This window comes from Ruegeria sp. I1 (genome assembly GCF_056532675.1).
Genome location: NZ_JBQFNM010000001.1, coordinates 178,304 through 200,943 on the forward strand (window position 1 = coordinate 178,304; position 22,640 = coordinate 200,943).

At 57.4% G+C, this 22,640-nt stretch carries 27 protein-coding genes; 19 read left to right on the top strand and 8 right to left on the bottom strand.

All coding sequences use genetic code 11. The features are described 5' to 3' along the window. Positions 1-39: 39 nt before the first annotated feature. Positions 40-1,461, bottom strand: coding sequence for a metalloprotease TldD (tldD, locus tag ACR0DH_RS00865; RefSeq protein WP_480546455.1), 1,422 nt, complete (start codon positions 1,459-1,461; stop codon positions 40-42). 176 nt (positions 1,462-1,637) lie between these two features. Here tldD and coxB point away from each other — a divergent pair, with 176 nt between their 5' ends. The 11 genes from coxB (at position 1,638) to ACR0DH_RS00920 (ending at position 11,649) form a co-directional block, all read left to right on the top strand. Further along, positions 1,638-2,549, top strand: a complete 912-nt coding sequence (coxB, locus tag ACR0DH_RS00870; RefSeq protein WP_480546456.1) for a cytochrome c oxidase subunit II — start codon at positions 1,638-1,640, stop codon at positions 2,547-2,549. A gap of 86 nt (positions 2,550-2,635) precedes the next feature. Next, positions 2,636-3,586, top strand: coding sequence for a heme o synthase (cyoE, locus tag ACR0DH_RS00875; protein ID WP_480546457.1), 951 nt, complete (start codon positions 2,636-2,638; stop codon positions 3,584-3,586). Next, positions 3,583-3,744: a hypothetical protein gene (locus ACR0DH_RS00880; RefSeq protein ID WP_170530980.1), complete on the top strand. Its 162-nt coding sequence runs from the start codon at positions 3,583-3,585 to the stop codon at positions 3,742-3,744. The genes cyoE and ACR0DH_RS00880 overlap by 4 nt, the downstream gene beginning before the upstream one ends. Further along, on the top strand, positions 3,744-4,319 hold the full coding sequence (locus ACR0DH_RS00885; protein WP_480546459.1) for a cytochrome c oxidase assembly protein: 576 nt from the start codon (positions 3,744-3,746) through the stop codon (positions 4,317-4,319). Before ACR0DH_RS00880 ends, ACR0DH_RS00885 begins: the two co-directional genes overlap by 1 nt. A 22-nt stretch (positions 4,320-4,341) precedes the next feature. Continuing rightward, positions 4,342-5,157, top strand: a complete 816-nt coding sequence (locus tag ACR0DH_RS00890; protein ID WP_170530976.1) for a cytochrome c oxidase subunit 3 — start codon at positions 4,342-4,344, stop codon at positions 5,155-5,157. Between the two features lie 155 nt (positions 5,158-5,312). Next, positions 5,313-5,990, top strand: a complete 678-nt coding sequence (locus tag ACR0DH_RS00895) for an SURF1 family protein (protein WP_480546461.1) — start codon at positions 5,313-5,315, stop codon at positions 5,988-5,990. Next, positions 5,987-7,375: a threonine synthase gene (thrC, locus tag ACR0DH_RS00900; protein ID WP_480546463.1), complete on the top strand. Its 1,389-nt coding sequence runs from the start codon at positions 5,987-5,989 to the stop codon at positions 7,373-7,375. Before ACR0DH_RS00895 ends, thrC begins: the two co-directional genes overlap by 4 nt. Further along, on the top strand, positions 7,372-8,634 hold the full coding sequence (locus ACR0DH_RS00905; protein ID WP_480546465.1) for a M16 family metallopeptidase: 1,263 nt from the start codon (positions 7,372-7,374) through the stop codon (positions 8,632-8,634). The genes thrC and ACR0DH_RS00905 overlap by 4 nt, the downstream gene beginning before the upstream one ends. After that, entirely contained in the window at positions 8,634-9,218 is a 585-nt protein-coding gene (locus ACR0DH_RS00910) for a GNAT family N-acetyltransferase (protein WP_480547284.1), read from the top strand. Before ACR0DH_RS00905 ends, ACR0DH_RS00910 begins: the two co-directional genes overlap by 1 nt. 158 nt (positions 9,219-9,376) lie before the next feature. Continuing rightward, positions 9,377-10,195: an MBL fold metallo-hydrolase gene (locus ACR0DH_RS00915; protein ID WP_480546467.1), complete on the top strand. Its 819-nt coding sequence runs from the start codon at positions 9,377-9,379 to the stop codon at positions 10,193-10,195. Positions 10,196-10,233: 38 nt separating this feature from the next. Then, the gene (locus tag ACR0DH_RS00920) at positions 10,234-11,649 is read left to right on the top strand and encodes an FAD-binding oxidoreductase (RefSeq protein ID WP_480546469.1); all 1,416 of its coding nucleotides are present in this window, start codon (positions 10,234-10,236) and stop codon (positions 11,647-11,649) included. 39 nt (positions 11,650-11,688) lie between these two features. Here the strand turns inward: ACR0DH_RS00920 and ACR0DH_RS00925 are convergent, their stop codons facing one another. Both ACR0DH_RS00925 and ACR0DH_RS00930 read right to left on the bottom strand, forming a co-directional pair. Continuing rightward, positions 11,689-12,171, bottom strand: coding sequence for a fasciclin domain-containing protein (locus ACR0DH_RS00925; RefSeq protein WP_353013693.1), 483 nt, complete (start codon positions 12,169-12,171; stop codon positions 11,689-11,691). Positions 12,172-12,340: 169 nt separating this feature from the next. Further along, positions 12,341-12,880: an adenine phosphoribosyltransferase gene (locus tag ACR0DH_RS00930; RefSeq protein ID WP_480546471.1), complete on the bottom strand. Its 540-nt coding sequence runs from the start codon at positions 12,878-12,880 to the stop codon at positions 12,341-12,343. 325 nt (positions 12,881-13,205) lie between these two features. Here ACR0DH_RS00930 and ACR0DH_RS00935 point away from each other — a divergent pair, with 325 nt between their 5' ends. After that, the gene (locus tag ACR0DH_RS00935; RefSeq protein ID WP_170354960.1) at positions 13,206-13,379 is read left to right on the top strand and encodes a hypothetical protein; all 174 of its coding nucleotides are present in this window, start codon (positions 13,206-13,208) and stop codon (positions 13,377-13,379) included. A 1-nt stretch (position 13,380) separates the two neighbouring features. Here the strand turns inward: ACR0DH_RS00935 and ACR0DH_RS00940 are convergent, their stop codons facing one another. Further along, positions 13,381-14,010 (bottom strand): LysE family translocator, encoded by a 630-nt coding sequence (locus tag ACR0DH_RS00940; protein ID WP_480546473.1) that lies wholly within the window; start codon positions 14,008-14,010, stop codon positions 13,381-13,383. Positions 14,011-14,295: 285 nt separating this feature from the next. Here ACR0DH_RS00940 and ACR0DH_RS00945 point away from each other — a divergent pair, with 285 nt between their 5' ends. Further along, positions 14,296-14,982: a hypothetical protein gene (locus ACR0DH_RS00945; protein ID WP_480546475.1), complete on the top strand. Its 687-nt coding sequence runs from the start codon at positions 14,296-14,298 to the stop codon at positions 14,980-14,982. Positions 14,983-15,015: 33 nt separating this feature from the next. On the opposite strand, the gene ACR0DH_RS00950 is transcribed toward ACR0DH_RS00945, so the two are convergent. After that, positions 15,016-15,888 carry an S-methyl-5'-thioadenosine phosphorylase gene (locus ACR0DH_RS00950; RefSeq protein WP_480546476.1) on the bottom strand — a complete coding sequence of 291 codons (873 nt, stop codon included), beginning with the start codon at positions 15,886-15,888 and terminating at the stop codon, positions 15,016-15,018. A 214-nt stretch (positions 15,889-16,102) separates the two neighbouring features. Here ACR0DH_RS00950 and ACR0DH_RS00955 point away from each other — a divergent pair, with 214 nt between their 5' ends. Next, on the top strand, positions 16,103-17,737 hold the full coding sequence (locus ACR0DH_RS00955; protein ID WP_480546477.1) for a SulP family inorganic anion transporter: 1,635 nt from the start codon (positions 16,103-16,105) through the stop codon (positions 17,735-17,737). Positions 17,738-17,769: 32 nt separating this feature from the next. Here ACR0DH_RS00955 and ACR0DH_RS00960 read toward each other — a convergent pair whose 3' ends face one another. Beyond that, positions 17,770-18,408, bottom strand: a complete 639-nt coding sequence (locus ACR0DH_RS00960) for a CatB-related O-acetyltransferase (RefSeq protein ID WP_480852337.1) — start codon at positions 18,406-18,408, stop codon at positions 17,770-17,772. After that, positions 18,408-19,013, bottom strand: a complete 606-nt coding sequence (locus ACR0DH_RS00965; RefSeq protein ID WP_480546481.1) for a flavin reductase family protein — start codon at positions 19,011-19,013, stop codon at positions 18,408-18,410. Before ACR0DH_RS00965 ends, ACR0DH_RS00960 begins: the two co-directional genes overlap by 1 nt. Before the next feature lie 72 nt (positions 19,014-19,085). On the opposite strand from ACR0DH_RS00965, the gene ACR0DH_RS00970 reads away from it, so the two are divergent. From ACR0DH_RS00970 to ACR0DH_RS00990, 5 genes are all read left to right on the top strand, one after another. After that, positions 19,086-19,580, top strand: a complete 495-nt coding sequence (locus tag ACR0DH_RS00970) for a GNAT family N-acetyltransferase (RefSeq protein WP_480546483.1) — start codon at positions 19,086-19,088, stop codon at positions 19,578-19,580. A gap of 54 nt (positions 19,581-19,634) precedes the next feature. After that, positions 19,635-20,378 carry an EcsC family protein gene (locus ACR0DH_RS00975; RefSeq protein ID WP_170530945.1) on the top strand — a complete coding sequence of 248 codons (744 nt, stop codon included), beginning with the start codon at positions 19,635-19,637 and terminating at the stop codon, positions 20,376-20,378. Positions 20,379-20,504: 126 nt separating this feature from the next. Continuing rightward, on the top strand, positions 20,505-20,966 hold the full coding sequence (locus ACR0DH_RS00980; RefSeq protein WP_480546485.1) for an NUDIX hydrolase: 462 nt from the start codon (positions 20,505-20,507) through the stop codon (positions 20,964-20,966). 72 nt (positions 20,967-21,038) lie between these two features. Further along, positions 21,039-21,497 carry a DUF1178 family protein gene (locus tag ACR0DH_RS00985; protein WP_480546487.1) on the top strand — a complete coding sequence of 153 codons (459 nt, stop codon included), beginning with the start codon at positions 21,039-21,041 and terminating at the stop codon, positions 21,495-21,497. Between the two features lie 3 nt (positions 21,498-21,500). Beyond that, positions 21,501-22,139 carry an SDR family NAD(P)-dependent oxidoreductase gene (locus ACR0DH_RS00990; RefSeq protein WP_480542094.1) on the top strand — a complete coding sequence of 213 codons (639 nt, stop codon included), beginning with the start codon at positions 21,501-21,503 and terminating at the stop codon, positions 22,137-22,139. Here the strand turns inward: ACR0DH_RS00990 and ACR0DH_RS00995 are convergent. After that, positions 22,133-22,489, bottom strand: a complete 357-nt coding sequence (locus ACR0DH_RS00995; RefSeq protein ID WP_480542096.1) for a hypothetical protein — start codon at positions 22,487-22,489, stop codon at positions 22,133-22,135. The two genes, ACR0DH_RS00990 and ACR0DH_RS00995, sit on opposite strands and share 7 nt — an antisense overlap. Positions 22,490-22,640 lie beyond the last annotated feature (151 nt).

Genomic DNA, 22,640 nt, shown 5'->3' on the forward strand with positions numbered 1-22,640 from the left:
CTGCATTAACCTCGAATAGCCGGAAATGACGATTTCGACTCAGGTGGCAGAGCCGCCAATGGTCAGCCCATCCATCAAAACGGTGGGTTGACCGACCCCCACAGGAACCCATTGACCGTCTTTTCCGCAGGTGCCCATGCCCGGGTCCAGCGCCATGTCATTACCCAATCCTCGGATACGTTTCAGGGCCGAGGGGCCGTCTCCGATCAGGGTGGCGCCTTTTACCGGAGCGCCGATTTTGCCGTTTTCGACGCGGTAGGCCTCGGTGCACGAAAAAACGAATTTGCCATTGGTTATGTCCACCTGACCACCGCCAAAGCCGACGGCCCATATACCATCTTTGATATCCGCGACCAAAGCAGCCGGATCGTCCTGGCCCCCGAGCATGATGGTGTTTGTCATTCGTGGCATCGGTTTATGTGCATAGCTTTGGCGACGTCCGTTGCCGGTTGGCGCGACCCCCATCAGGCGTGCGTTCTGGCGATCCTGCATATAGCCGGTCAGGACACCGTCTTCGATCAACACGGTGCGTGAACTGGGCGTGCCTTCATCATCCACGGTGATCGAGCCGCGTCGATCTGCGATAGTGCCATCGTCCACAACAGTCACACCCTTTGACGCAATCTGCTGTCCCATCAGCCCCGCAAAAGCCGAGCTGCCCTTGCGATTAAAATCACCTTCGAGCCCATGACCAATGGCTTCGTGCAGCAAGATACCCGGCCAGCCGGGTCCGAGAGCGACCTCCATGACACCAGCGGGGGCGGGTACCGCTTCCAGATTGACCAGCGCAATCCGCAAAGCCTCGCGTGCCTTGTTCTGCCAGTCGGCGGGATCGATCAGCCCGCTTAGGCCAACGCGTCCGCCGCCGCCAGCTGAGCCGCTTTCGCGGCGGCCGTTTTGCTCGACGATGACCGAGATGTTCACCCGAGTCATCGGACGCACGTCGCGCACCTGTATGCCGTCGGGGCGCAGAATTTCGACCTCTTGCACGGTTGCCGCGATTGTGGCGCTGACTTGTACAACGCGCGGGTCCAACCCCCGGGCAAAGGCATCAATCTCGCGCAGCGTGTCGATCTTTACAGGAAAGGTGGCGGATTCGATCGGATCCTCGTCCGTGTAAAGCCGAGTGTTTGTGGCGCGCGGAGCTTCGGCGAGCGTCCCGCCACCATCGCCGACAGCAAGGCGCGCGGTTTCGGCTGCACGCTTCAGAGCAGGGATCGAAACATCCGTAGAATGCGCGTAGCCGGCCACTTCGCCTTGGACCGCGCGCAAACCAAACCCCTCAGATGCATCATAAGATGCGGTGCGCAACCGCCCGTCATCAAAAACAAGCGATTCCGATTTTCGGCGCTCAACAAATAGCTCTCCGTCCTCGGCCCCGGCGGTTGCCGATTGCAAAACTGCCAGCGCTTCGTCCTGCGGAAGTGCGCTTTCAAAGGGGCGAAACGGGGCTTGAGTCATGGGTTGGAACCTTTCGGGTTTGATCCAGATCAAAAATAGCGTCTGTTTGACGCAAGCATTTTGCTTTATCTACCCGACGGAATATGGTTTTTAACGCGGCCAAAGACAACGGGAGAGGTGCGACCGATTCACACCTTTTCGCGAGAGACGCAAAGATCAAACGATCAGGACAGAACATGAAGAATGCTTTGATGCTTTCGGGGTTGATGACAGCCCTCTCCAGCCTTCCCGCCATGGCTCAGGACCTTGAGATCATTGGTAAGCCGGTCGATGGCGGCCTTGGGTTCCAGCCCGCGGCGACCAGCCTTGCGGAAGGCATTCACAGGTTGGACAACATGATTCTGGTGATCATCACCGCAATCTGTATCTTTGTGGCGGCTCTGCTTGTCTATTGCATCGTGCGCTATAATTCGCGCGTCAACCCGACCCCGGCGCGCTTTTCGCACTATACCCCGGTCGAGATCGCATGGACCTTGGGCCCCATCATTATCCTGGTCTTTATCGGCGCGTTTTCGCTGCCGGTTCTGTTCAAACAGCAGGAAATCCCTGAAGGCGATGTGGTGATTAAGGTTGTGGGCAATCAGTGGTACTGGACCTACGAATATGTCGACCACGACTTTGCCTTTGACAGCTACCTGCTGGGCCACCCGGCGACCCTGGACGAAGGTGCCCGCCCCGCAGATGCGGATGTCACGCCGTTTGTTCTGGATGATGCAATGCGCGCGAAGCTGGCCGATTCCGGATATAGTGATGACGAATGGCTGCTGGCAACTGACACTGCCGTGGTCGTTCCGGTAGGTAAGATCGTTGTCATGCAGGTGACCGCATCTGACGTGATCCATTCCTGGACGATCCCCTCTTTCGGCGTGAAGCAGGACGGTGTGCCCGGACGTTTGGCTGAACTGTGGTTCGAAGCCGAAAAAGAAGGCGTCTACTTTGGCCAGTGCTCGGAGCTCTGCGGCAAGGACCACGCCTATATGCCGATCACCGTAAAGGTGGTCAGCGAAGAGGCATATGAAGAGTGGCTTAAGGGTGCCATTGATGAGTATGCGGAGCTGCCGCAAGCTTATCAGGTGGCCTCGAACTGATAGCCATCTGGGTGGGATAAGCCCATCCGCCACGAACGAGCAAGCTGCGCGGACCATCGCGCAGCCTTCGCCCTAAAGGACCTGAAATGACCGACGCAAGCATCAATGCCAGCATTGCGGCCGCAAAGGCGGACGAGGCCAGCTTTGGCGACTACTTCGCCTTGCTGAAGCCGCGTGTCATGTCGTTGGTTGTCTTCACGGCTCTGGTTGGTCTGCTGGCAGCGCCAACCCCCGTACATCCCTTTGTGGGCTTTTGTGCGATTCTGTTCATCGCCATCGGTGGCGGTGCCTCTGGTGCGCTGAACATGTGGTGGGACGCAGATATCGACCGCGTTATGAAGCGCACCAAGGGCCGCCCGATCCCGTCAGGAAAGGTGGATGCGGGTGAGGCGCTGGCGCTGGGCCTGACGTTGTCGGGCCTGTCGGTGATCATGCTGGGGCTGGCAACCAACTGGTTTGCGGGTGCATTTCTGGCCTTCACCATCTTCTTTTATGTTGTCGTCTATACTATGTGGCTGAAACGCACGACGCCGCAGAACATTGTCATTGGCGGCGCTGCGGGTGCGTTCCCGCCGGTGATCGGCTGGGTTGCCGCGACCGGCACGATGTCGATTGAGCCCTGGCTGATGTTCGCCCTGACCTTCATGTGGACACCTCCGCATTTCTGGGCGCTGGCGCTGTTCATGCGTTCGGACTATGACGATGCGGGCGTGCCGATGCTAACCGTGACCCATGGCCGCAAATCGACTCGATGGCATATCCTGGCCTATACCGTTCTGCTGGCCCTGCTGGCTGTCGGCACCGCGTTTTCGGGCATCGGCGGGCCGATTTACCTGACGGTCGCCATCATCCTCAACGCGTTGTTCCTGCGCGGTGCCTGGCAGATTTTGCGGCGCACTGAAGATGACGCAGAGGCGGATAACTTCAGGGTTGAGCGCTCTTTCTTCAAGCTGTCGCTGATTTATCTGTTCCTTCACTTCGGTGCCATTCTGGTTGAGGCGCTTCTGAAGCCTTACGGTTTAGGAGGATGGTCATGAGTCTGCGCAAAAGCCACGAATTGCATCAGCGCCGTTTTGGCCGCAATCTTGGCGTCGGCCTGACGCTGGCAGCGTTTATCGTGATCATCTTCGGCCTGACGGTTGTGAAAGTATCCGGTACTGATTTCGGTATGGCCACGCAGGAGGTGCAGAACTGATGGCGATGTCTGGTCCACGGAAAACGGTTTTGCAAACCGTCGGGGTCGTTATCCTGATGGGCAGCCTAGCATGGGCGGCGGTGCCGTTCTACGATTGGTTCTGCCGCGTAACCGGTTTTGGTGGTACAACGGGTGTGGCTGAGGCCGCCCCTGATGACATTCTGGACCGCACGATCACTGTGCGCTTTGACGCCTCCAAAGCCAAGGATATGGCGTGGGAGTTCAAGCCCATCGAACGTGAGATGGAAGTGCGCATCGGCGAGACAGGGTTGGCCTTCTACGAGGCCTACAATCCGACCGATCGCCCGATTGCCGGGCAGGCATCCTACAATGTCGCGCCCTATTCAGCAGGCGGGTATTTCCAGAAGATCGCTTGTTTCTGCTTTGAGGAACAGGTGCTGCAGCCCGGCGAACGGGTTGAGATGCCGGTAACCTTCTTCGTCGACCCTGAAATGGTCGAGGATCTGGAAGCAAAGTATGTGCATACGATCACTCTGTCGTATACATTCTACGAAATTGACCTGCCCGAGGGCTATGCAGCCCTGGACGCGCAGGCAGATACAAATACGAACTAACGCCTTTAGGTGAGGGACACTGATGGCACACGCAAAAGACCATGATTACCACATTCTGAACCCCTCAATCTGGCCGCTTGTCGGCGCGATTGGGGGCTTTGTGATGCTGTTCGGAGCCGTCCTGTGGATGCATGGCATCACGCCATGGATGTTCTGGGCCGGTTTGGTGGCTGTTCTGTACACCATGTTTGCCTGGTGGTCCGAAGTCGTGGTCGAAAGCCGTCAAGGCGATCACACGCCGGTCGTGCGCATCGGCCTGCGCTATGGCTTCATCCTGTTTGTGATGTCCGAGGTGATGTTCTTCTTTGCCTGGTTCTGGTCGTTCTTCAAGCATCGGATGTATCCGATGTATGACTATGCGGGCACCGAATACATCCAACCGGATATCCATGCGGTTGACCCGTTCCATCTGCCGCTGATCAACACTCTGGTCCTGCTGCTGTCCGGGTGTGCGATCACCTGGGCCCACCATGCGCTAGTGCATGACAATGACCGCAAGGCACTGATCAACGGTCTGGCCATCGGTATCGTTCTGGGCATCGCCTTTACCGCGTTGCAGGCGTTTGAATATTACGAGTTGCTGGCCCACGAAGACTGGGTCTTCGGCGGCGATCAGTTCTACTCGAACTTCTTCATGGCGACCGGTTTCCACGGCGCGCACGTGATCATCGGCACAATCTTCCTATCGGTCTGCCTGATCCGCGCACTCAAGGGCGACTTTACCCCCGAAAAACACGTGGGTTTCGAGGCTGCCGCCTGGTACTGGCACTTTGTTGACGTTGTCTGGCTGTTCCTGTTCTTCGCCGTCTACATCTGGGGCCAAGCTCCGCTGATGTGACGCCGGCCAGGTGATCCAATTGCAAAAGCCGCCCTTTGGGGCGGCTTTTTCTCTATCCGGGGCGCAAGATTGCGCCCCATACAATTGCGTGGTTGCATTTCGGTGCACGCGCCCCTTAACAAGACGCCGGTTCCTGCAATGAGCGATCATCCAATATGCGCCGTACTTTGTTTCTGCTGATCTTCGGTTTCGCTGGTTTGGGCGTGCTGTTGTCGCTGGGCATCTGGCAGGTGCAGCGCTTGGCCTGGAAACAGGAGGTGCTGGCTGAAATCGAAGCGCGCATTTCCGCAGCTCCGATTGGCTTGCCGTCGCAGATTTCCGAAAGCGAACACAAGTATCTGCCAGTTTCGGTTTCTGGGGAAATGCAGCCCGGCGAGATCCACGTTCTGGTCTCAGTCAAGCAGGTTGGGGCCGGGTATCGCATCATCCAGTCGTTCGGCACCCAGGATCGGACCATTCTGGTGGACCGAGGGTTTGTACCCACGACGGCCAAACAGACCGACCGTTTGACCGGCCCGATGGAAGTGACAGGCAACCTGCATTGGCCCGATGAGATCGACAGCTATACGCCCGATGCCGATATCGACAGCAACATCTGGTTCGCCCGCGACGTGCCCAATCTGGCTGTCGCTCTGGGGGCCGAGCCGATCTTGCTGATCGCCCGGTCTCAGACCGATCCGGGCGTGACGCCGCTGCCGGTCGACACGGCCGGGATTCCTAATGATCACCTGCAATATGCAATCACATGGTTTGGACTGGCCCTCGTCTGGGCCGCGATGACCGGATACTTCCTGTGGCGCAATCGCGCACCTTCTGAGAGTGACCCGCAATGAAATACATCTCGACCCGTGGCCAAGCGCCTGAACTGAGCTTTGAAGAGGCGATGCTGACCGGGCTGGCCCGTGATGGTGGCCTGTACCTGCCCGCTGAAATCCCGACGCTCAGCCATAACGAGATCGCCGCCATGGCCGGTCTGTCCTACGAGGAGATCGCGTTCCGCGTGATGTGGCCCTATGTCAGCGGCTCCTTCGCAGAGGATGAGTTCAAACAGATCATCGCCCGCGCCTACGAAGGCTTCGGCCACGACGCCCGCGCGCCGCTAAAGCAGTTGAACGAAAACCACTTCCTGTTGGAGCTGTTCCACGGACCCACTCTGGCCTTCAAGGACTTCGCCATGCAGCTGATCGGTCAGCTGTTCCAGGTGGCCCTGAAACGCCGCAACGACCGTGTGACCATCGTTGGCGCGACCAGTGGCGACACCGGCTCGGCCGCGATTGAGGCATTCCGGGGGCTGGATGCGGTGGATGTTTTCATCCTCTATCCGCATGGACGGGTGTCTGAGGTGCAGCGCCGCCAGATGACGACGCCAGCGGATAGCAATGTCCATGCGCTCGCCGTGGATGGCGATTTTGACGACTGTCAGGCCGCATTGAAGGACATGTTCAACGATTTCGATTTCCGGGATGAGGTCAAACTGGCGGGCGTGAACTCGATCAACTTTGCCCGTGTTTTGGCGCAGATCGTCTACTACTTTTCGGCCGCTGTCAGCCTGGGCGCCCCGCATCGCAAGGTCAGCTTCACCGTGCCCACGGGCAATTTCGGAGACATCTTTGCAGGCTATCTGGCCAAACGCATGGGACTACCCATCGACCGTCTGGTCGTGGCGACCAACCAGAACGACATTCTGCACCGCTGTCTATCGGGTGAGGGCTATTTCAAAGGCGAGACTATCCCCTCGATCAGCCCGTCGATGGACATCCAGGTCAGCTCAAACTTCGAACGCGCGCTCTACTACGCCTATGGCGAGGATGGCAGCGCGGTCGCTCAGTTGATGGATGAGCTGAAATCCGGTGGCTTCAACGTCAGCCAAGGCGCGATGGAAGCACTGCGCGATAGTTTTGACTCGGGTCGCGTGTCCGAAGACGAAACACTGGAGACGATTAAGCACACCTTGGCCCACAGCGCCGAACTGGTCTGTCCACACTCGGCGGTGGGGATCAAGGTCGCTGAAGAGCACCGGACAGCGGATGTGCCGATGATCACTCTGGCCACCGCGCACCCGGCGAAATTCCCGGCAGCGGTCGAGACGGCGAGCGGCGAACATCCGCCTCTTCCATCCCGCATGTCTGATCTGTATGAACGTCCGGAACGGGTGACGCGGATTGCCAATGATCTGGGTGCCCTCGAGGATCATATCAGAAGGCATATCGCTGAGTGACAGTCAGACAAGACCAGCTGAAGAACGGGTTTCGTATCGTCAGTGAACATATGCCGGGGCTGCAGTCGGCGGCCATCGGTATCTGGGTAACCGCCGGCGGGCGGCATGAGCGGATCGAACAGAACGGGATCGCGCATTTCCTTGAGCATATGGCCTTCAAGGGAACCGAGCGGCGTTCTTCACTGCAAATCGCCGAGGCGATCGAGGATGTGGGCGGGTATATCAACGCTTATACCTCGCGCGAGGTGACAGCCTATTACGCCCGTGTTCTGAAGGACGATGTGGCGCTGGCGATGGACGTGATCGGTGACATCGTTCTGAATCCAGTATTTGATCCGCGCGAGATCGAGGTTGAACGAGGCGTGATCCTGCAGGAAATCGGTCAGGCCTATGACACGCCCGACGATGTGATTTTCGACTGGCTGCAGGAACAAAGCTATCACGATCAGCCGCTGGGCCGTACCATCCTCGGTCCGTCGGAACGGGTGAGTTCCTTCTCCCGAGAGGATCTTTCAGGCTTCGTGGCCGAGCACTATGGTCCCGAACAAATGATCCTGTCTGCGGCAGGCGCTGTCGACCACGACGCTCTGATGAAAATGGCCGAAGAGATGTTTGGCCATCTGCAGCCGCGCAAAGGATTGATCCCCGAAGCCGCCCGCTTCACCGGTGGTGAAGCTCGGCAAGAAAAGGATCTGGAGCAGGCGCATTTTGCGTTGGCGCTGGAAAGCCCAGGCTATCGCGATGATGGGATCTATACCGCCCAGATCTATTCGACGGCGTTGGGCGGCGGTATGTCCTCGCGCCTGTTCCAGGAAGTGCGCGAGTCGCGCGGGCTTTGCTACACGATCTTTGCGCAGACCGGGGCCTATGCGGATACCGGCACGACCACGATTTACGCGGGTACGTCGGCAGATCAGGTCGCAGAGCTGGCAACGATCACGATAGACGAGATGAAGCGCGCGGCCGATGACATGAGCGAAGAAGAGGTTGCTCGTGCCCGTGCGCAAATGAAAGCCGGGATGCTGATGGGGCTGGAAAGCCCCTCGAACCGGGCTGAGCGTCTGGCGCGTCTGGTGCAGATCTGGGGGCGGGTGCCCTCGCTTGAGGATACTGTTGCCAAGATCGACGCGGTCAGCACCGAGGACGTGCGGGCCTTTGCCGAACAGATGGCAGCACGCGCACCAGCCGCTTTGGCGTTGTATGGTCCTGTCTCTGGTGCGCCTTCACTGGCTGATCTGCAGGAGAGGCGTGCGGCGTGATGCTGTTGGGCAGACGCAAGCTGAAACTCGAAACCGAGCGGCTGAGCTTGCGACCGCCCGTGCATTCTGATTTCAGCACCTGGACTGCGCTGCGCCGGGCGTCGAAAGATTATCTCACGCCGTGGGAGCCGATTTGGGCTAAGGACCACCTGAGCCGGAAGTCCTTTACTAACCGGGTCTATTGGGCCCAGCGGTCTGTGGCCAGTGGCACAGCAGTCCCGCTGTTTTTGTTTCGACGCGAAGATGATGTGCTGGTGGGTGCGATCACGCTGGACAATATTCGGCGCGGCCCTGCGCAGGCTGGCACGTTGGGCTATTGGACAGGTCAGGCCTTTGCGCGCAACGGGTATATGCGCGAAGCGATTGGCGCGATGGTGCACCACGCTTTCACGCGGCTGGATCTGAGCCGGATTGAAGCGGCTTGCCTGCCCGAGAATGCAGCCTCTCGGGGATTGTTGGAAAGTTCCGGGTTCAAATATGAAGGCGTTGCGCAATCGTATTTGCAGATCAATGGCCGGTGGCGGACGCATGTGTTGTATGCCAGCTTACGATCAGACCGGCGCGGCAAGACCGACGCGGGGTAGGGGGCTCTGCCCCCGTCGCGGCAAGCCGCAACTCCCCCGGGATATTTTTGGCCAGATGAAGCAGGGGATAGATTGCGCGAAGCCGGTGGTAACTCGTGAGGGTGGGACCGCGCAGCAAAAAGGCATGACTTGGTGGCGTTCTGCGCTACAGTTGGACCATGCGCTGGTTTGTTGCAGCATTGATGGTAATCTCAAGTGGGGCGGTTGCGCAGGAGCGGCGGCCAAGCCATTGCATCGCCATCGCTGATGCGGCACCTGGAATTGAATATATTTACAAGGCCGCCTGGCAGGACCCTGTGCCGGAGTATTCGGTGCGGATCAGCTATGTGGCGCATGCGTCGTTTTTGATCCAAACGCGAGGCGGCTTGAACGCTGTCACAGATTTCACTGGTTTCATCGGTGGCGCCGATCTGATCCCGGACGTCGTCACAATGAACCATGCGCATAGCACGCATTGGACGGCAAACCCTGATCCTGCAATCCCGCATGTCCTGCCGGGATGGGGGGAATTTGGTCAGGGCATTGATCATCACCTTGATCTGGGTGAATTGCTTGTGCGGAATGTTTCTACCGATATTCGGTCTGCCTATGGCGGGGTTGAGGAGCGGGGGAATTCGATCTTTGTATTCGAAGTCGAGGGCCTTTGCATCGGCCATTTGGGGCATCTGCACCATGTACCATCAGACGCGCAATTTGCGGCCCTTGGGCGGCTGGATGTGGTCATGGCTGCCGTGGATGGGGGCACGACCATGCCTTTGCCGGATATGATTGCGGTTCTGAAGCGGCTGGAAAGCTCGGTCATCATTCCGATGCATTGGTTTTCCGGTTTCTCGCTGGATCGGTTCCTGGTGGATATCCGGGATGATTTCCCGGTTGTGCGCGAGGGCGTATCGGAGATCACCGTCTCACTGCGCACGTTGCCGGATCGGCCAACCGTTGTGGTGCTTGAACCGGAATATCTGATTGATCTGGAATAAGGCTTGTGGGTGCTGCGCACCTTGGGCAAGTAAGAACAATGACCCTGAACTCCGCCGATGACCGAATTGCCGACCTGATCCGGGCCTCTGTAGGCATTGATGTGCTGCGCCCGATCGAAGAGCGGTATCTGGAAGAACCGCGCGGTCGATTTGCCGGGCAGGCGGGGCTGCTGGCGTTACCGCGCACGGTTGAGGAGGTATCGGCGCTTGTCCGCTTGGCGTTTGACGAGGCAGTTGCCGTTCTGCCTTATGGTGGCGGCACAGGTTTGGTTGGCGGGCAGGTGATGAGCGATGGTCCAGCGCCGCTGTTGATATCGTTGGAGCGCATGACCGCGATCCGAGAGGTCTATCCTAAGGAAAATGTCATGATCGTCGAAGCAGGTGCCATTTTGTCGGATGTTCAGGCCGCGGCTGAGGCGGTGGAACGGTTGTTTCCCTTATCGCTGGCCGCGCAGGGCTCTTGCCGGATTGGTGGCAATCTTGCGACCAACGCCGGTGGTGTCAATGTGCTGCGCTATGGGAACGCCCGCGATCTGTGTCTTGGTCTTGAAGCCGTATTGCCAAGTGGGGAGATCTGGCATGGTCTTAGCCGATTGCGGAAGGACAATACCGGTTATGATCTGCGCAACCTTCTGATCGGGTCCGAAGGAACGTTGGGGATCATTACGGCGGCGTCACTGAAGCTGTATCCGCAACCCGCGGCAACTGGGACGGCGATGTTTCAGGTGGCCTCCCCCGCGGCTGCGATTGACTTGCTCGCCGTAGCGCGGGATCAGGTGGGCGAGGTGGTTAGCACATTCGAACTGGTCCATCGGCAGGGGTTTGACTTTCTGGCAGAGGTTTTGCCGGATGTACGCCAGCCCTTTGAAACCGCGCCGGATTGGTCGGTTTTGATCGAATTGGGGCTGCCGAAGGGGCAGGATCCCATTGAGGCGCTGGAAGCCTTGTTCAGTACCGCAAACGCAAGGGGTTTGGTCGATGAGGGGGTGGTGGCGCAAAGCGAAACTCAGCGCCAGGAGCTTTGGGCTGTTCGTGAACGTATTCCCGAAGCCAATCGCCTGATTGGGTCGGTGTCCAGCCATGACATTTCCGTACCGATCTCGGCAATCCCCGAGTTCATTCAGCACGGGGCCGAGATCATCAGCGCATTGGGACCGTTTCGTATCAATTGTTTTGGTCATCTGGGGGATGGCAACCTGCATTACAACGTGTTTCCTCCCATGGGACAAAACCGTTCGGACTTTGCAGAAGATCGCATGGTGGTCAAACAGGCCGTGCACGAGCTCGTCCATGCATTTGAGGGCTCGGTGAGTGCAGAACATGGCATCGGGCGGTTGAAGACGGATGATCTGGAACGGTTTTCCGACCCAGCCAAATTGTCTGCAATGCGTATGATCAAGGCCGCTATGGACCCTAAAGGGATCATGAACCCTGGTGCGGTTCTAAAGTTGTGATCACGGCCCATGTATGACCGGGCCGTGATCCGTAGTCGCTTACGACGACGGCAAGATCACCTTGTCGATGACATGGATGACGCCGTTTGACGTTTCGATGTCGGCCTGAACCACATTTGCGTCATTGACCATTACGCCCGAATCCAGATCGATGGTGATATCGCCGCCTTGAACGGTGGCTGCCGTCATGTCGTCAGACAGATCGCCAGACATCACTTTGCCCGGAACAACGTGATAAGTCAGAACTGCCACCAGTTGGTCTTTGTTTTCCGGCTTCAGCAGGTCTGCAACCGTGCCTTCGGGCAGGGCCGCAAAGGCCTCATCTGTTGGGGCAAACACGGTGAACGGGCCTTCGCCTTTCAGCGTTTCAACCAGTTCGGCGGCTTGCACAGCAGCCACGAGTGTTTCAAAGCTGCCAGCTGCGACAGCGGTGTCCACGATGTCTTTGCCGTGGCCATCGGCCATGGCCGAGGTGCTGAAAAGGATTGTTGCAACACTTGCGGCGGCGAATTTGCGGAACATAAGGTAGTCTCCCTAAATTGGGATGCTCTCAGTAGCATCACACGGATTACGGTCACCTAAGGAAAAAGATCACAGCAAACGCGCAAAGAATTAGCTTGAAAACCGCCTTACCTGGGCTAAGCCCGCGTCATTTCAAATTTCCACTCAAAAATAAGTTATTTCTTTCGGGTCAGAGCCCTTCGAACTCACACAGAACATGCACATCCATTCCCATCTCTTCCAGCACTTTTCGGCCGCCAAGTTCGGGCAGTTCGATAATGAAAGAGCACGAGACGATCTCACCTCCCAACCGTTCGATCAACTTGATCCCGGCAGCAGCGGTGCCGCCGGTAGCCAGCAGATCGTCGACCACAAGGATTTTCTCGCCCGGTTGGATGGCGTCATCGTGAATCTCGACGATGGCTTCGCCATATTCCAGCTTGTAGTCCTGACTGATTGTGGTGCCGGGCAGCTTGCCCTTTTTGCGAATGGGTACAAATCCAACGCTCAGCTGATGCGCAATTGCGCCGCCCAAAATGAACCCTCGCGCTTCAAGCCCGACGACTTTATCAATGCGCTCACCTGCGTAAGGGTGCAGCATTTGGTCGATGGCCATGCGAAAGCCACGTGGGTCGGCAAACAGGGTCGTCACATCGCGGAACATGATCCCTTCGTGCGGGAAATCGACGATGGTCCGGATGTAATCTTTGACCGTTTTGGTTCTGGACATGAGGCAACCCTTTGGCGACAAAACACCCGGCGGTGTTTGGCCTATCAGGGCTAACCATGCAAGAAAAGACTGCGCGATTGTGCCTATTTGCGGCTTTTAGAAACGGCGTTTGGCAGGCTGTAGTAGCGGTACAAAGCAGCCGGCAGCCACGACAGGTGTGGTTTGCGCCAATTGCGCTGATCTCGCAAAAGAAATGCTTGGGCGGTATGAAGGTTCATTGCCATAATCCTTTTTTTATTGTTAGGTGCACGATATCTACAACCTCTATGCTGTGTATATACATTGCATCGCGTAGAGAATCAAGGTTTTGACGGGAATAAGACGCGTGGCGAAGAAAGACGGTAAAGGTTCTACTAAGAAAAACAGTCAGTTAGTGCTGCGTCTGGATAAGGATGAACGCGATGCATTTGTTGAGCTGTGCAAAGAGCTGGACACCTCGGCCGCACGCGAAATTCGCCGCTTCATTCGCGGTTTCATGAAAGAAAACGCCGAAGACTAGCCTAGGCTGGGCGGCGCAAGACAGCGGTCGCCAGCCCCATTCCGATCAACGCGACCCCTCCGAACCGTGTCAGGGCAGTGATCACACCTACGCGTCCCACCATCATTCGCAACCGATCTGCCAGCAACGCATAGGCCAGTGCATTCAGCGCGGCGAGGCCGACGAAAGTAGCGATCAGGATGACAAACTGAGGACCCAGCGGGTCTGTGGGGCGTATGAACTGTGGCACAAAGGCGATGAAGAACGCGATGGATTTCGGGTTCAGGGCCGTGACAGCGGCGGCGTGTCCAAAAACGCTGCGCGTAGTGACATCGCGGCCCGTTTCCACCGGGGCTAGCCCGCCGGACGGCGCGCTGCGCAGCAGCTTGATCCCAAGCCAAACCAGATAGGCTGCGCCGATCCACTTCAGAATGGAAAAGAGCGTGGCCGACGCCAGCACCAAAGCGCCCAAGCCCAACAGCGATGCTGTCATGGCAATCAAATCGCCCAAAGCCACCCCGGTCGCCGAAGCCACCGCCACGCTGCGCCCTTTGGACAGAGCGTAGCTGAGCACAAGCAGAACGGTCGGTCCTGGAATAAGAAGCAGGGCGGTGGATGCGGCAACGAAAGCCAGCCAGAGGTCTAGGGACATGTATCAACCTATTTCTGAAAGCAATGGCATCAGCTAGGGCTCTACTAGCCCCAAAGTCAACCTGAAGAACCCCGCCAAACCAAGCCAGGTTTGGGCAAGATTCGCCTATTGTCTACACATATGCTAAATTAGCCTCCTATTTTAAGGTGGAGATTTTAGTATGAAACGTTTTGCAGTGGGGCTTTTGCTCCTGACTTTGTTTGTTCCAGAACATGTTGCTGCTGATGGCTGTCCCGAGGGATACTCGGACTGCGGAGGTAATTTATGCTGCCCCACGGTGCAGCCATGAAACTGTCATCTGTACTGGAAACCCTACGCAAGCGCGCGGTCTACTTGGTGGTTGTGGCGGGAATAATCGCGGTGTTTTCGTTCTGCGCACCCTTGATCCTTGACGCGGACGAGGCTGACTTGCGCTATGATCGGAACAGTATCCCGGCCAATTGGCTGGGCAGCCCAAAACCGGGTGATGCATATGCGTTTGATCACTCGACAGGAGAATTTGCGTCGATCAAGCTGTGCACGTTGCATGTGGCGGATGACTACCCGATCGCACCGGTCAGTTTTGCTGGCATCAACGAATGGGGAAAAGGCCTGAATGATGCGATTTCGCAAGTTGGACAGTTTGTTGGCGAGAAGATTCTGACTGGCATGAACCTGGAGGACGCAGATGTCGTCTGGGAGTTCAACAAGATCTATCGCAGCGATGAACTGAATTCAAAGCTGGAACAAAGTTGTCTGGACCGCGTGATCGAGCATGTGCGGATGCCGGATCAGTCTGTGTTCATCGTAGATATGGTCTATTTTGATCGGGACACTCCGGATCAGCCCGCACTTGTGCAATTGTCACGCTCCAGCATTATCCCAAAGGATTGCGGTGCGCTGTGTGTGAAGACTGCGCCCAAACATCAGGTGCTTAGGATCAGCTGGTTGACGCGAAAGAAAGCCGATTGGGAACTGGTGCGCATCGAATAGCCAGGTTGGCGTGATCGAAACGGCATTGATAGCCTAAAGTACCCGGCCTGCCACCGCATCTAGCTTGGACAGCAAGGCAGGATCACGCTTCTCTGGGGCTGTTAGGATCGCATATTCCAGCGCCCTGTCGCAGCCATGCGGGCAGGGTGCGCGCTCAGCCCCTAACAGAGCGGGCAAGCCTTTGACCAGCGCCCGGCCTTTCTCGGCATTGCCGGTCAGGGTCGCGATGATTGCGGTGACATCGACCTCGCCATGGTCTGGGTGCCAGCTATCATAATCCGTGACCATCGCAATCGAGGCATAACAAAGTTCGGCTTCACGGGCGAGCTTCGCCTCGGGCATATTGGTCATTCCAATTACATCACAACCCCATTGCTCGCGATACATCTTGGATTCGGCTAGGGTCGAGAACTGAGGCCCCTCCATCGCCAGATAAGTACCGCCGCGATGGATGGTGATGCCTGCGGCCTTGCCAGCTGTCTCACACGCATCGCTTAGGCGCGGGCAAGTTGGGTGGGCAACGCTGACATGGGCAACGCAGCCTGTGCCAAAAAAACTTTTATCACGCGCAAAGGTCCGGTCGATGAACTGATCGACGATCACGAAATCTCCGGGTGCCATGTGTTCCCGAAACGAACCGCAGGCCGAGACCGAGATGACATCAGTCACCTTTAGACGCTTCAGAGCGTCGATATTCGCACGATAGGGCACCTCGGTTGGTGAATGCACGTGCCCACGTCCGTGACGAGGTAGAAAGGCCATCTCGACGCCGTTCAGCGATCCGGTAAGGATCTGATCCGAGGCGGCACCCCAAGGGGTATCAACCGTGACCCATTCTGCATTTTCCAGCCCATCGATGTCATAAATGCCCGATCCTCCGATGACGGCGATTTTGGTTTGGGTCACGTTCGGCCTCCGATGCGAATTTCTGATACCCGATTTCTGCGGGGCGGCGCGCGAATTGGCAAGTGCAGTCAACTGTTTGTGTGCAACACCGGGCAAACCTTACCAAGCCATGCGCCTAGCGCATAGCGGGTTCCCGATAATGCGGTATCTCAGCCAGGGCTTACCCGGTAGAAGGCCCCTTTCGCGCGAACATAACGACCCACAGGACCGTCCCATGCCCCGAGCCATGCTGGCAAGCTTTGCCAACCGTATAGCCAAACCCGATCTGCGTTGGGTACCAGATGAGGGGTTGACCGTCTCGCGCCTGCGGATCGAGCTGTTGTCGGGTCTGACCGTTGCGCTGGCGTTGGTTCCGGAAGCCGTGGCTTTTGCGTTTGTTGCGGGCGTTCATCCGCTTGTGGGCCTCTACGCGGCCTTCCTAGTGGGTCTAATCACCGCCCTGATCGGTGGCCGCCCCGGTATGATTTCGGGTGCAACGGGTGCTCTGGCGGTGGTCATGGTGGCCTTGGTGGCGCAGCATGGGGTGGAATATCTGTTCGCGACCGTTGTTCTGATGGGCATCTTGCAGGTCATCGCAGGTGCGATGCACTGGGGCCGCTTCATTCGCCTTGTGCCGCATCCGGTGATGCTGGGCTTTGTGAACGGTCTGGCCATCGTGATCTTTTTGGCCCAGATGGGTCAGTTCAAAGTGCCCGGAACCATGGAAAATACCGGCCACGGTATGAGCGGCGGTGAATGGCTGTCGGGACTTCAGCTTTACACCATGCTGGGTCTTGTGGCGCTGACCATGGCAGTGATCTGGGTGATGCCGCGCATCACGCGCATCATCCCTGCGCCTCTGGCTGGTATTCTGGTCGTTGCGGCGCTTGTGATCGGTTTGGGTCTGGATGTTCCGCGCGTTGGCGATTTGGCGTCAATCGAGGGTGGCCTGCCCGCTTTCCACATTCCGATGGTTCCGCTGAACTGGGAAACCTTTGAGATCATTCTACCCTACGCTGTTATTCTGGCGGCCATTGGCTTGATCGAATCCCTGCTGACCCTGAACCTGGTGGGCGAGATCACTGGCAAACGCGGTGGAGCCTCGCAGGAATGTATCGCACAAGGCGCGTCGAATATCGTAACTGGTTTTTTTGGCGGCATGGGCGGCTGCGCGATGATCGGGCAGTCGATGATTAACGTAAAATCCGGCGGCCGCACGCGGATTGCAGGGATCGCTGCGGCTTTGTTCCTGCTAATCTTTATCCTATTTGCCTCGCCTTTGATCGAACAAATCCCGCTGGCCGCACTGGTTGGCGTGATGTTCATGGTGGTGATCGGCACCTTCGCCTGGAACTCGTTCAAGATCATGCGGAAGGTGCCGTTGACGGATGCCTTCGTCATCGTGCTGGTCACGGTTGTGACGGTGATGGAAGACCTCGCGGTTGCGGTGGTTGTTGGCGTGATCGTCTCAGCGCTGGCCTATGCGTGGAACAACGCAAAGCGCATCCATGCTATCACGCGCGACTCGGAGACTGAAAAAGGTGCTAAGGTTTATGAAATCCAAGGCCCGCTGTTTTTCGGATCGTCTGACGGTTTCGTTGAATTGTTTGATGTATCAAACGACCCTGACACCGTGATTGTTGACTTTGCAGAAAGCCGGGTGGTGGATCAATCAGCCTTGCAGGCCATCGAAAACATCGCTGGTAAATACGAGGCTGCCGGCAAACGCGTCATGTTGCGCCATCTCAGCCGAGACTGCCACAGGCTGCTCAACAAGGCCGGTCACCTGATGGTCGATAGCGATGATGACCCGGATTACGGTCTGGCTGTCGACTACTCTGTGCGAACCGGAATTCTGGGCGGCCACTGATCCCAAAAGGCGGCCATGGTGGCCGCCTTTCCTTAGTGCGCGATACGTTCCAAGGCATCAACATCGCCTGAAATCAGCGCATCTTCGGCGCGCTTGATCTGTTCGGCGGGCCAATTCCACCACTCCAAGGCAAGCAACCGCTCGATGATGTCGGACGGAAACCTAAACTTCCGAACCTCGGCAGGGTTACCCGTTGCGATGCCATATGGCGGGATCGTGCCGCGCACCACCGATCCGGCACCAATGATCGCCCCGTCCCCGATCCTCGCGCCCGGCAGGATCAGGGCACCGTAACCGATCCAGACATCATTGCCGATTACAGTGTCTCGCGTGTCTGGCTGATACTCCAACAGCTTCTCGGGATCAAAAACCGGGAAAGGATAGCACGTCACCCCATCCATCGCATGGTTGGCAGATGACGTTATGAATCGAACACCGTGGGCGAACTGACAGAACTTACCAATCACGAGTCGTTCGCGGGAAAACGGAAATAGAAACGGAGCCAGGCGAGCGGCCCAATCCGTTGGCGCGTCGAAATCCGAGGCATAGCTGTAGCCACCTGCTTCAATGCAAGGATGATCAATGGCCTGGTTCAGGAACACAGTCCCCGGATGTTCGGTTCCATTGGGCAGGGTCACCGGGTATCGGCGTGAGGCGTGGGGCAGGGGCATTACTCATCGGGCCTAGATAGGCTGAACACTTCGGACACCACGGAATAGTCGCGGTATCCAAGTCGTGCCAGGGGTTGAAACGAGGTCACGTCGAACTTGCCATCCTTCATACAGTCATCGCGCAAATGCACGCCGATAACCTCGCCGAAAACAACCCGGTTTGCTTCGCCTGGCAGGGTGACGATCTGGGTCAGTTTGCATTCAAGCGCCGCGGGGACATTGGCGACCCGCGCACATGGGATGGTTTCGCATTCTTCCGGTGTGAGGCCCGCATGGTGAAATTCATCCGTGTCTTTCGGTAGTGCGGCTGAGCTTGCGTTCATCGCATCCTGATGGGTCTGAGCCACAACATTTACACAGAACACACCGGTTGCTTCGATATTGGCAACGCTGTCTTTGGTGCCATCCTGATCCGGCTTAGACGCCGTTGAGGCGAACATGACCTGCGGCGGGGTATAGGCGACAGCGTTGAAGAAGGAATAAGGGGCCAGGTTGTTGATCCCATCAGCACTGCGCGTTGATATCCACCCGATCGGGCGGGGGGTGACGATGGCGTTGAATGGATTATGCGGCAGTCCGTGGCCGTCTTCGGGGCGATAGAACATATGGTCTCCAAGCGTTTGCCCAAGGCGTATCGAAGTGCTAGGGCGAATGCCAGCAAGGAAAAGAGGGCAGGCGTGCAGCAATTCGGGATCAGGCCGGAAGAGCCGGACGATTGGTGGGAGGTTGAAGCCCTTTATGACCTGTGCTTTGCACCGGGGCGCGAAGCGCTGTCTTCCTATCGCTTACGCGACGATGTTCCGCCTGTTTCCGGGCTCTCTTTGGTCGCGCGCGATGGGCAGGGCATTCTGGCGGGTGCGATCCGGTTCTGGCCGGTCCATGTCGGCACAGACGATGCGCTGCTATTGGGGCCAGTCGCAGTACACCCCACGCGCCAAGGTGAAGGTTTGGGCGGGTATCTAATCCACGCCAGTCTCGAGGCCGGGCGCGATCTGGGATGGCAGCGCGTCATGCTGGTAGGTGACGAGCCTTATTACTCTCGCTTCGGTTTTGCCCGGCTGAGAGGTGTCGAGATGCCACCGCCAACGAACCCGGATCGTATTCTCGGGTTGGATTTAATCCCTGAAGGATGGGCTAATGTGGCGGGTTTCGTCACAAGATGGACACGCTGACCTATTGAAACTCTGACTGCAAACCCCGATCTGTTCAAAGAACGGAGGGATCAGATGCAGGACGTGGTTCTTGTTGAAGACATAGATGCCGAGGCAGAGCTGGACCGCTTGGCGCAGCACTATAGAACTGCGGGCGGTGCCGGGGTTCGACTACTGAATGCCTTGGGTGGGTCGGCTGAATCCCTGATTGACCAATTGCCTGAACCCGTACGTCAAGGCCTGACCGGAGCGACCGAGAGCGCTCTATGGCTAGCCATTCAGGCAGCGCAAGGCTCAAGGCGCGCTGTGCCGGATCAGGAACCATGGGTGAATACGGCGGTTACAACCGCGATGGGCGCGGCAGGTGGTATTGGCGGCCTATCGACGTCATTGGTCGAACTGCCGGCAACCACCGCAATGTTGCTGCGCTCAATTCAGGGTGCGGCGGCGCGTGAAGGCTTTGACCCGGCTGAGGAAAACGTCAAATTCGACTGCGTTCGCGTTTTGTCAGCGGCAGGCCCATTGTCATATGATGACGGGGCTGATTTGGGGTTCTTTTCCGTGCGCCTGACGCTGACCGGACCAGCCATGCAGCGCCTGATCGCAGCGGTTGCGCCGCGGCTATCGATCGTTCTGGGGCAAAAACTTGCCGCGCAGTCGGTACCGCTGCTGGGGGCACTCGCAGGTGGCGGAACAAACTATATCTACACCCGCTACTATCAGCAGATCGCGCATGTTCATTTTGGTCTGCGCCGATTGGCGATTGATGCCGATATTCCACACGATCAACTGGTTCGGATGCTGTCGTCCAGGATGTAGCCTGAGACCAGCAACCTTGGCTTGAACCGCATGATGTGGTATCAAAAACTATCAGGTTCGCAAAATAGGACAAAAATCAGCGACCTGACAGACAGGCTTGAACCTCTTGTGAAAGGGATTGTCGCGATGAACGCCCGGCTTTCATCCGAGCTATGGCATGGTGTGGAAAATCTTGCGATTTTACCGCAAGCAGCTGCCTTATGTTATCGGGTTGAGCTGGGTCGGCCGGAGGTTCTGTTGATCACTACACGGCAAACCCGGCGATGGATCATCCCCAAAGGCTGGCTGATGCCCGGATTGACGGCGGCCGAAACCGCTACGCAGGAAGCCTGGGAAGAGGCAGGTGTTGTCGGGAAATGCAGTGACCCATCGCTGGGACAGTTCCCTTTTGTGAAGATGCGACCCAGAAAAGGGCCGGTTTTGTGTATGGTCGACGTGTATCCGCTGCACGTGAAATCCCTGGCACAGGAGTTTCCGGAAAAAGGGCAGCGCAAGCGGCAATGGTGTTCGCTGAAAAAAGCAGCGTCCAAGGTGGCCTCGCCTGAGCTTGCCGTCATTTTACGCAGCTTTAAGTCCGGCCTGCATTGATCATCCTTTTGTAGGGCTTGATATTGTCTTGCCGGTCGGTATCTATTCGGCCATCGCTTTTTTGGGTGAAAAATGATTCAATACGCGTTGAAATGCGTCGAAGGCCACACATTCGACAGCTGGTTCCAGTCCGCCGAAGCGTTTGACAAGCTGGCGGCAGCAGGTCTTCTGACTTGTGCGGTCTGCGGATGCTCGCAAGTGGAAAAAGCAATCATGACACCACGGGTACGCCCCGCACGTAAGGCCGCGCCCAAACCCGACGCAACAGCGCCCGCCGGATCCGGTGACATCAGTGTGGCGACACCCGCGCCTGAGATAGAGAAAGCGCTGGCCGAGCTGCGCCGCAAGGTCGAGGAAAACTCGGACTATGTTGGTAAAGATTTTGCCAGCGAAGCCCGAAAGATGCATTTGGGCGACGCACCCGAACGATCGATCTATGGCGAGGCCAAGCCAGATGAGGCGAAAGCGCTGATCGAAGATGGCGTGCCCGTCGCCCCGTTGCCCTTTTTGCCCAGCAGAAAGACGAATTGATCTATGCATCTACTGATTACCGGAGCCAATCGCGGAATCGGAAAGGCTCTGGCGGATCAGTATCGCGCTGAGGGTCATAATGTCACCGGCACGGCCCGCGACAATAGTGCTGAAATACAGTTGGATGTCTCAGATAGCGCGCATCATCAGGCGATGGCGCGGCAGCTAGAAGGTCAACCGCTGGATCTGCTGATCTGCAATGCAGGCGTTTATCTTGACAAGGGTCAGGGCCTCGACGGCTATCCGGCAGACATGTGGGCACAGAGCTTTGCGACGAATGTCACCGGTGTTTTTCTAACCATTCAGGCTTTGCTACCAAATTTAAAGGCTGCTGGCGGCAAAATCGCAATTCTCTCATCACAAATGGCATCACACTCGCGGGCGCCAGGTGGCAGTTATATCTACCGTGCTTCGAAGGCGGCAGCGTTGAATCTGGGACGTAATCTGGCGACCGATCTAAGGGCAGATGGCATTGCAGTCGGGATTTACCATCCGGGCTGGGTGCAGACGGATATGGGCGGATCGTCAGCCGATATTCACGTGGATGAGGCCGTTTCAGGCCTCATCAAACGCTTTGACGCGCTCTCATTGGACAATACCGGTTGCTTTGAGACCTATGATGGCCAGCCGCATGCTTACTGAGCGTTCAGCGCTGCCTTTGGCAGTTCATAAACCTCTCCGGGTTCGATGAATATGATCAGCAGATCACCGCGTGTTTCGTAGCTGAGTTTCGAAGGAGAACTACTGGAATCCGGCACGCCATCGGTGAAATAGATGTTGCGCACCTCGCCATTGCCTAAGGCCACCGCCAGGGTGGCGCTGCCATCATCGCGACGGCGCAGTTCCGCATTGCAGCTTTGCAGCGGGTCACCGGCATTGACCGCGCAAGGGACGGTACCCAAAGCGTTCTGACCATCGGTTCCTGCCACGCTTGCGACCTGAGCAATGGCGGGAGAGGACAGAAGGACGAAGGCGGCGGCAAGGCGGAGCATAAATAACCTCTTGGAATGATTGCGAAGGACAGGCTGACACTGTGCCCGCTGATTGTAAAGCAGCCCTGGGTCGCAGGCAAAGCCTGATTGCGCCCTTGCCCTTGATCCCCCCCTCGCATATGAGGCACGGAACTAACAGCCCAAGGCACGG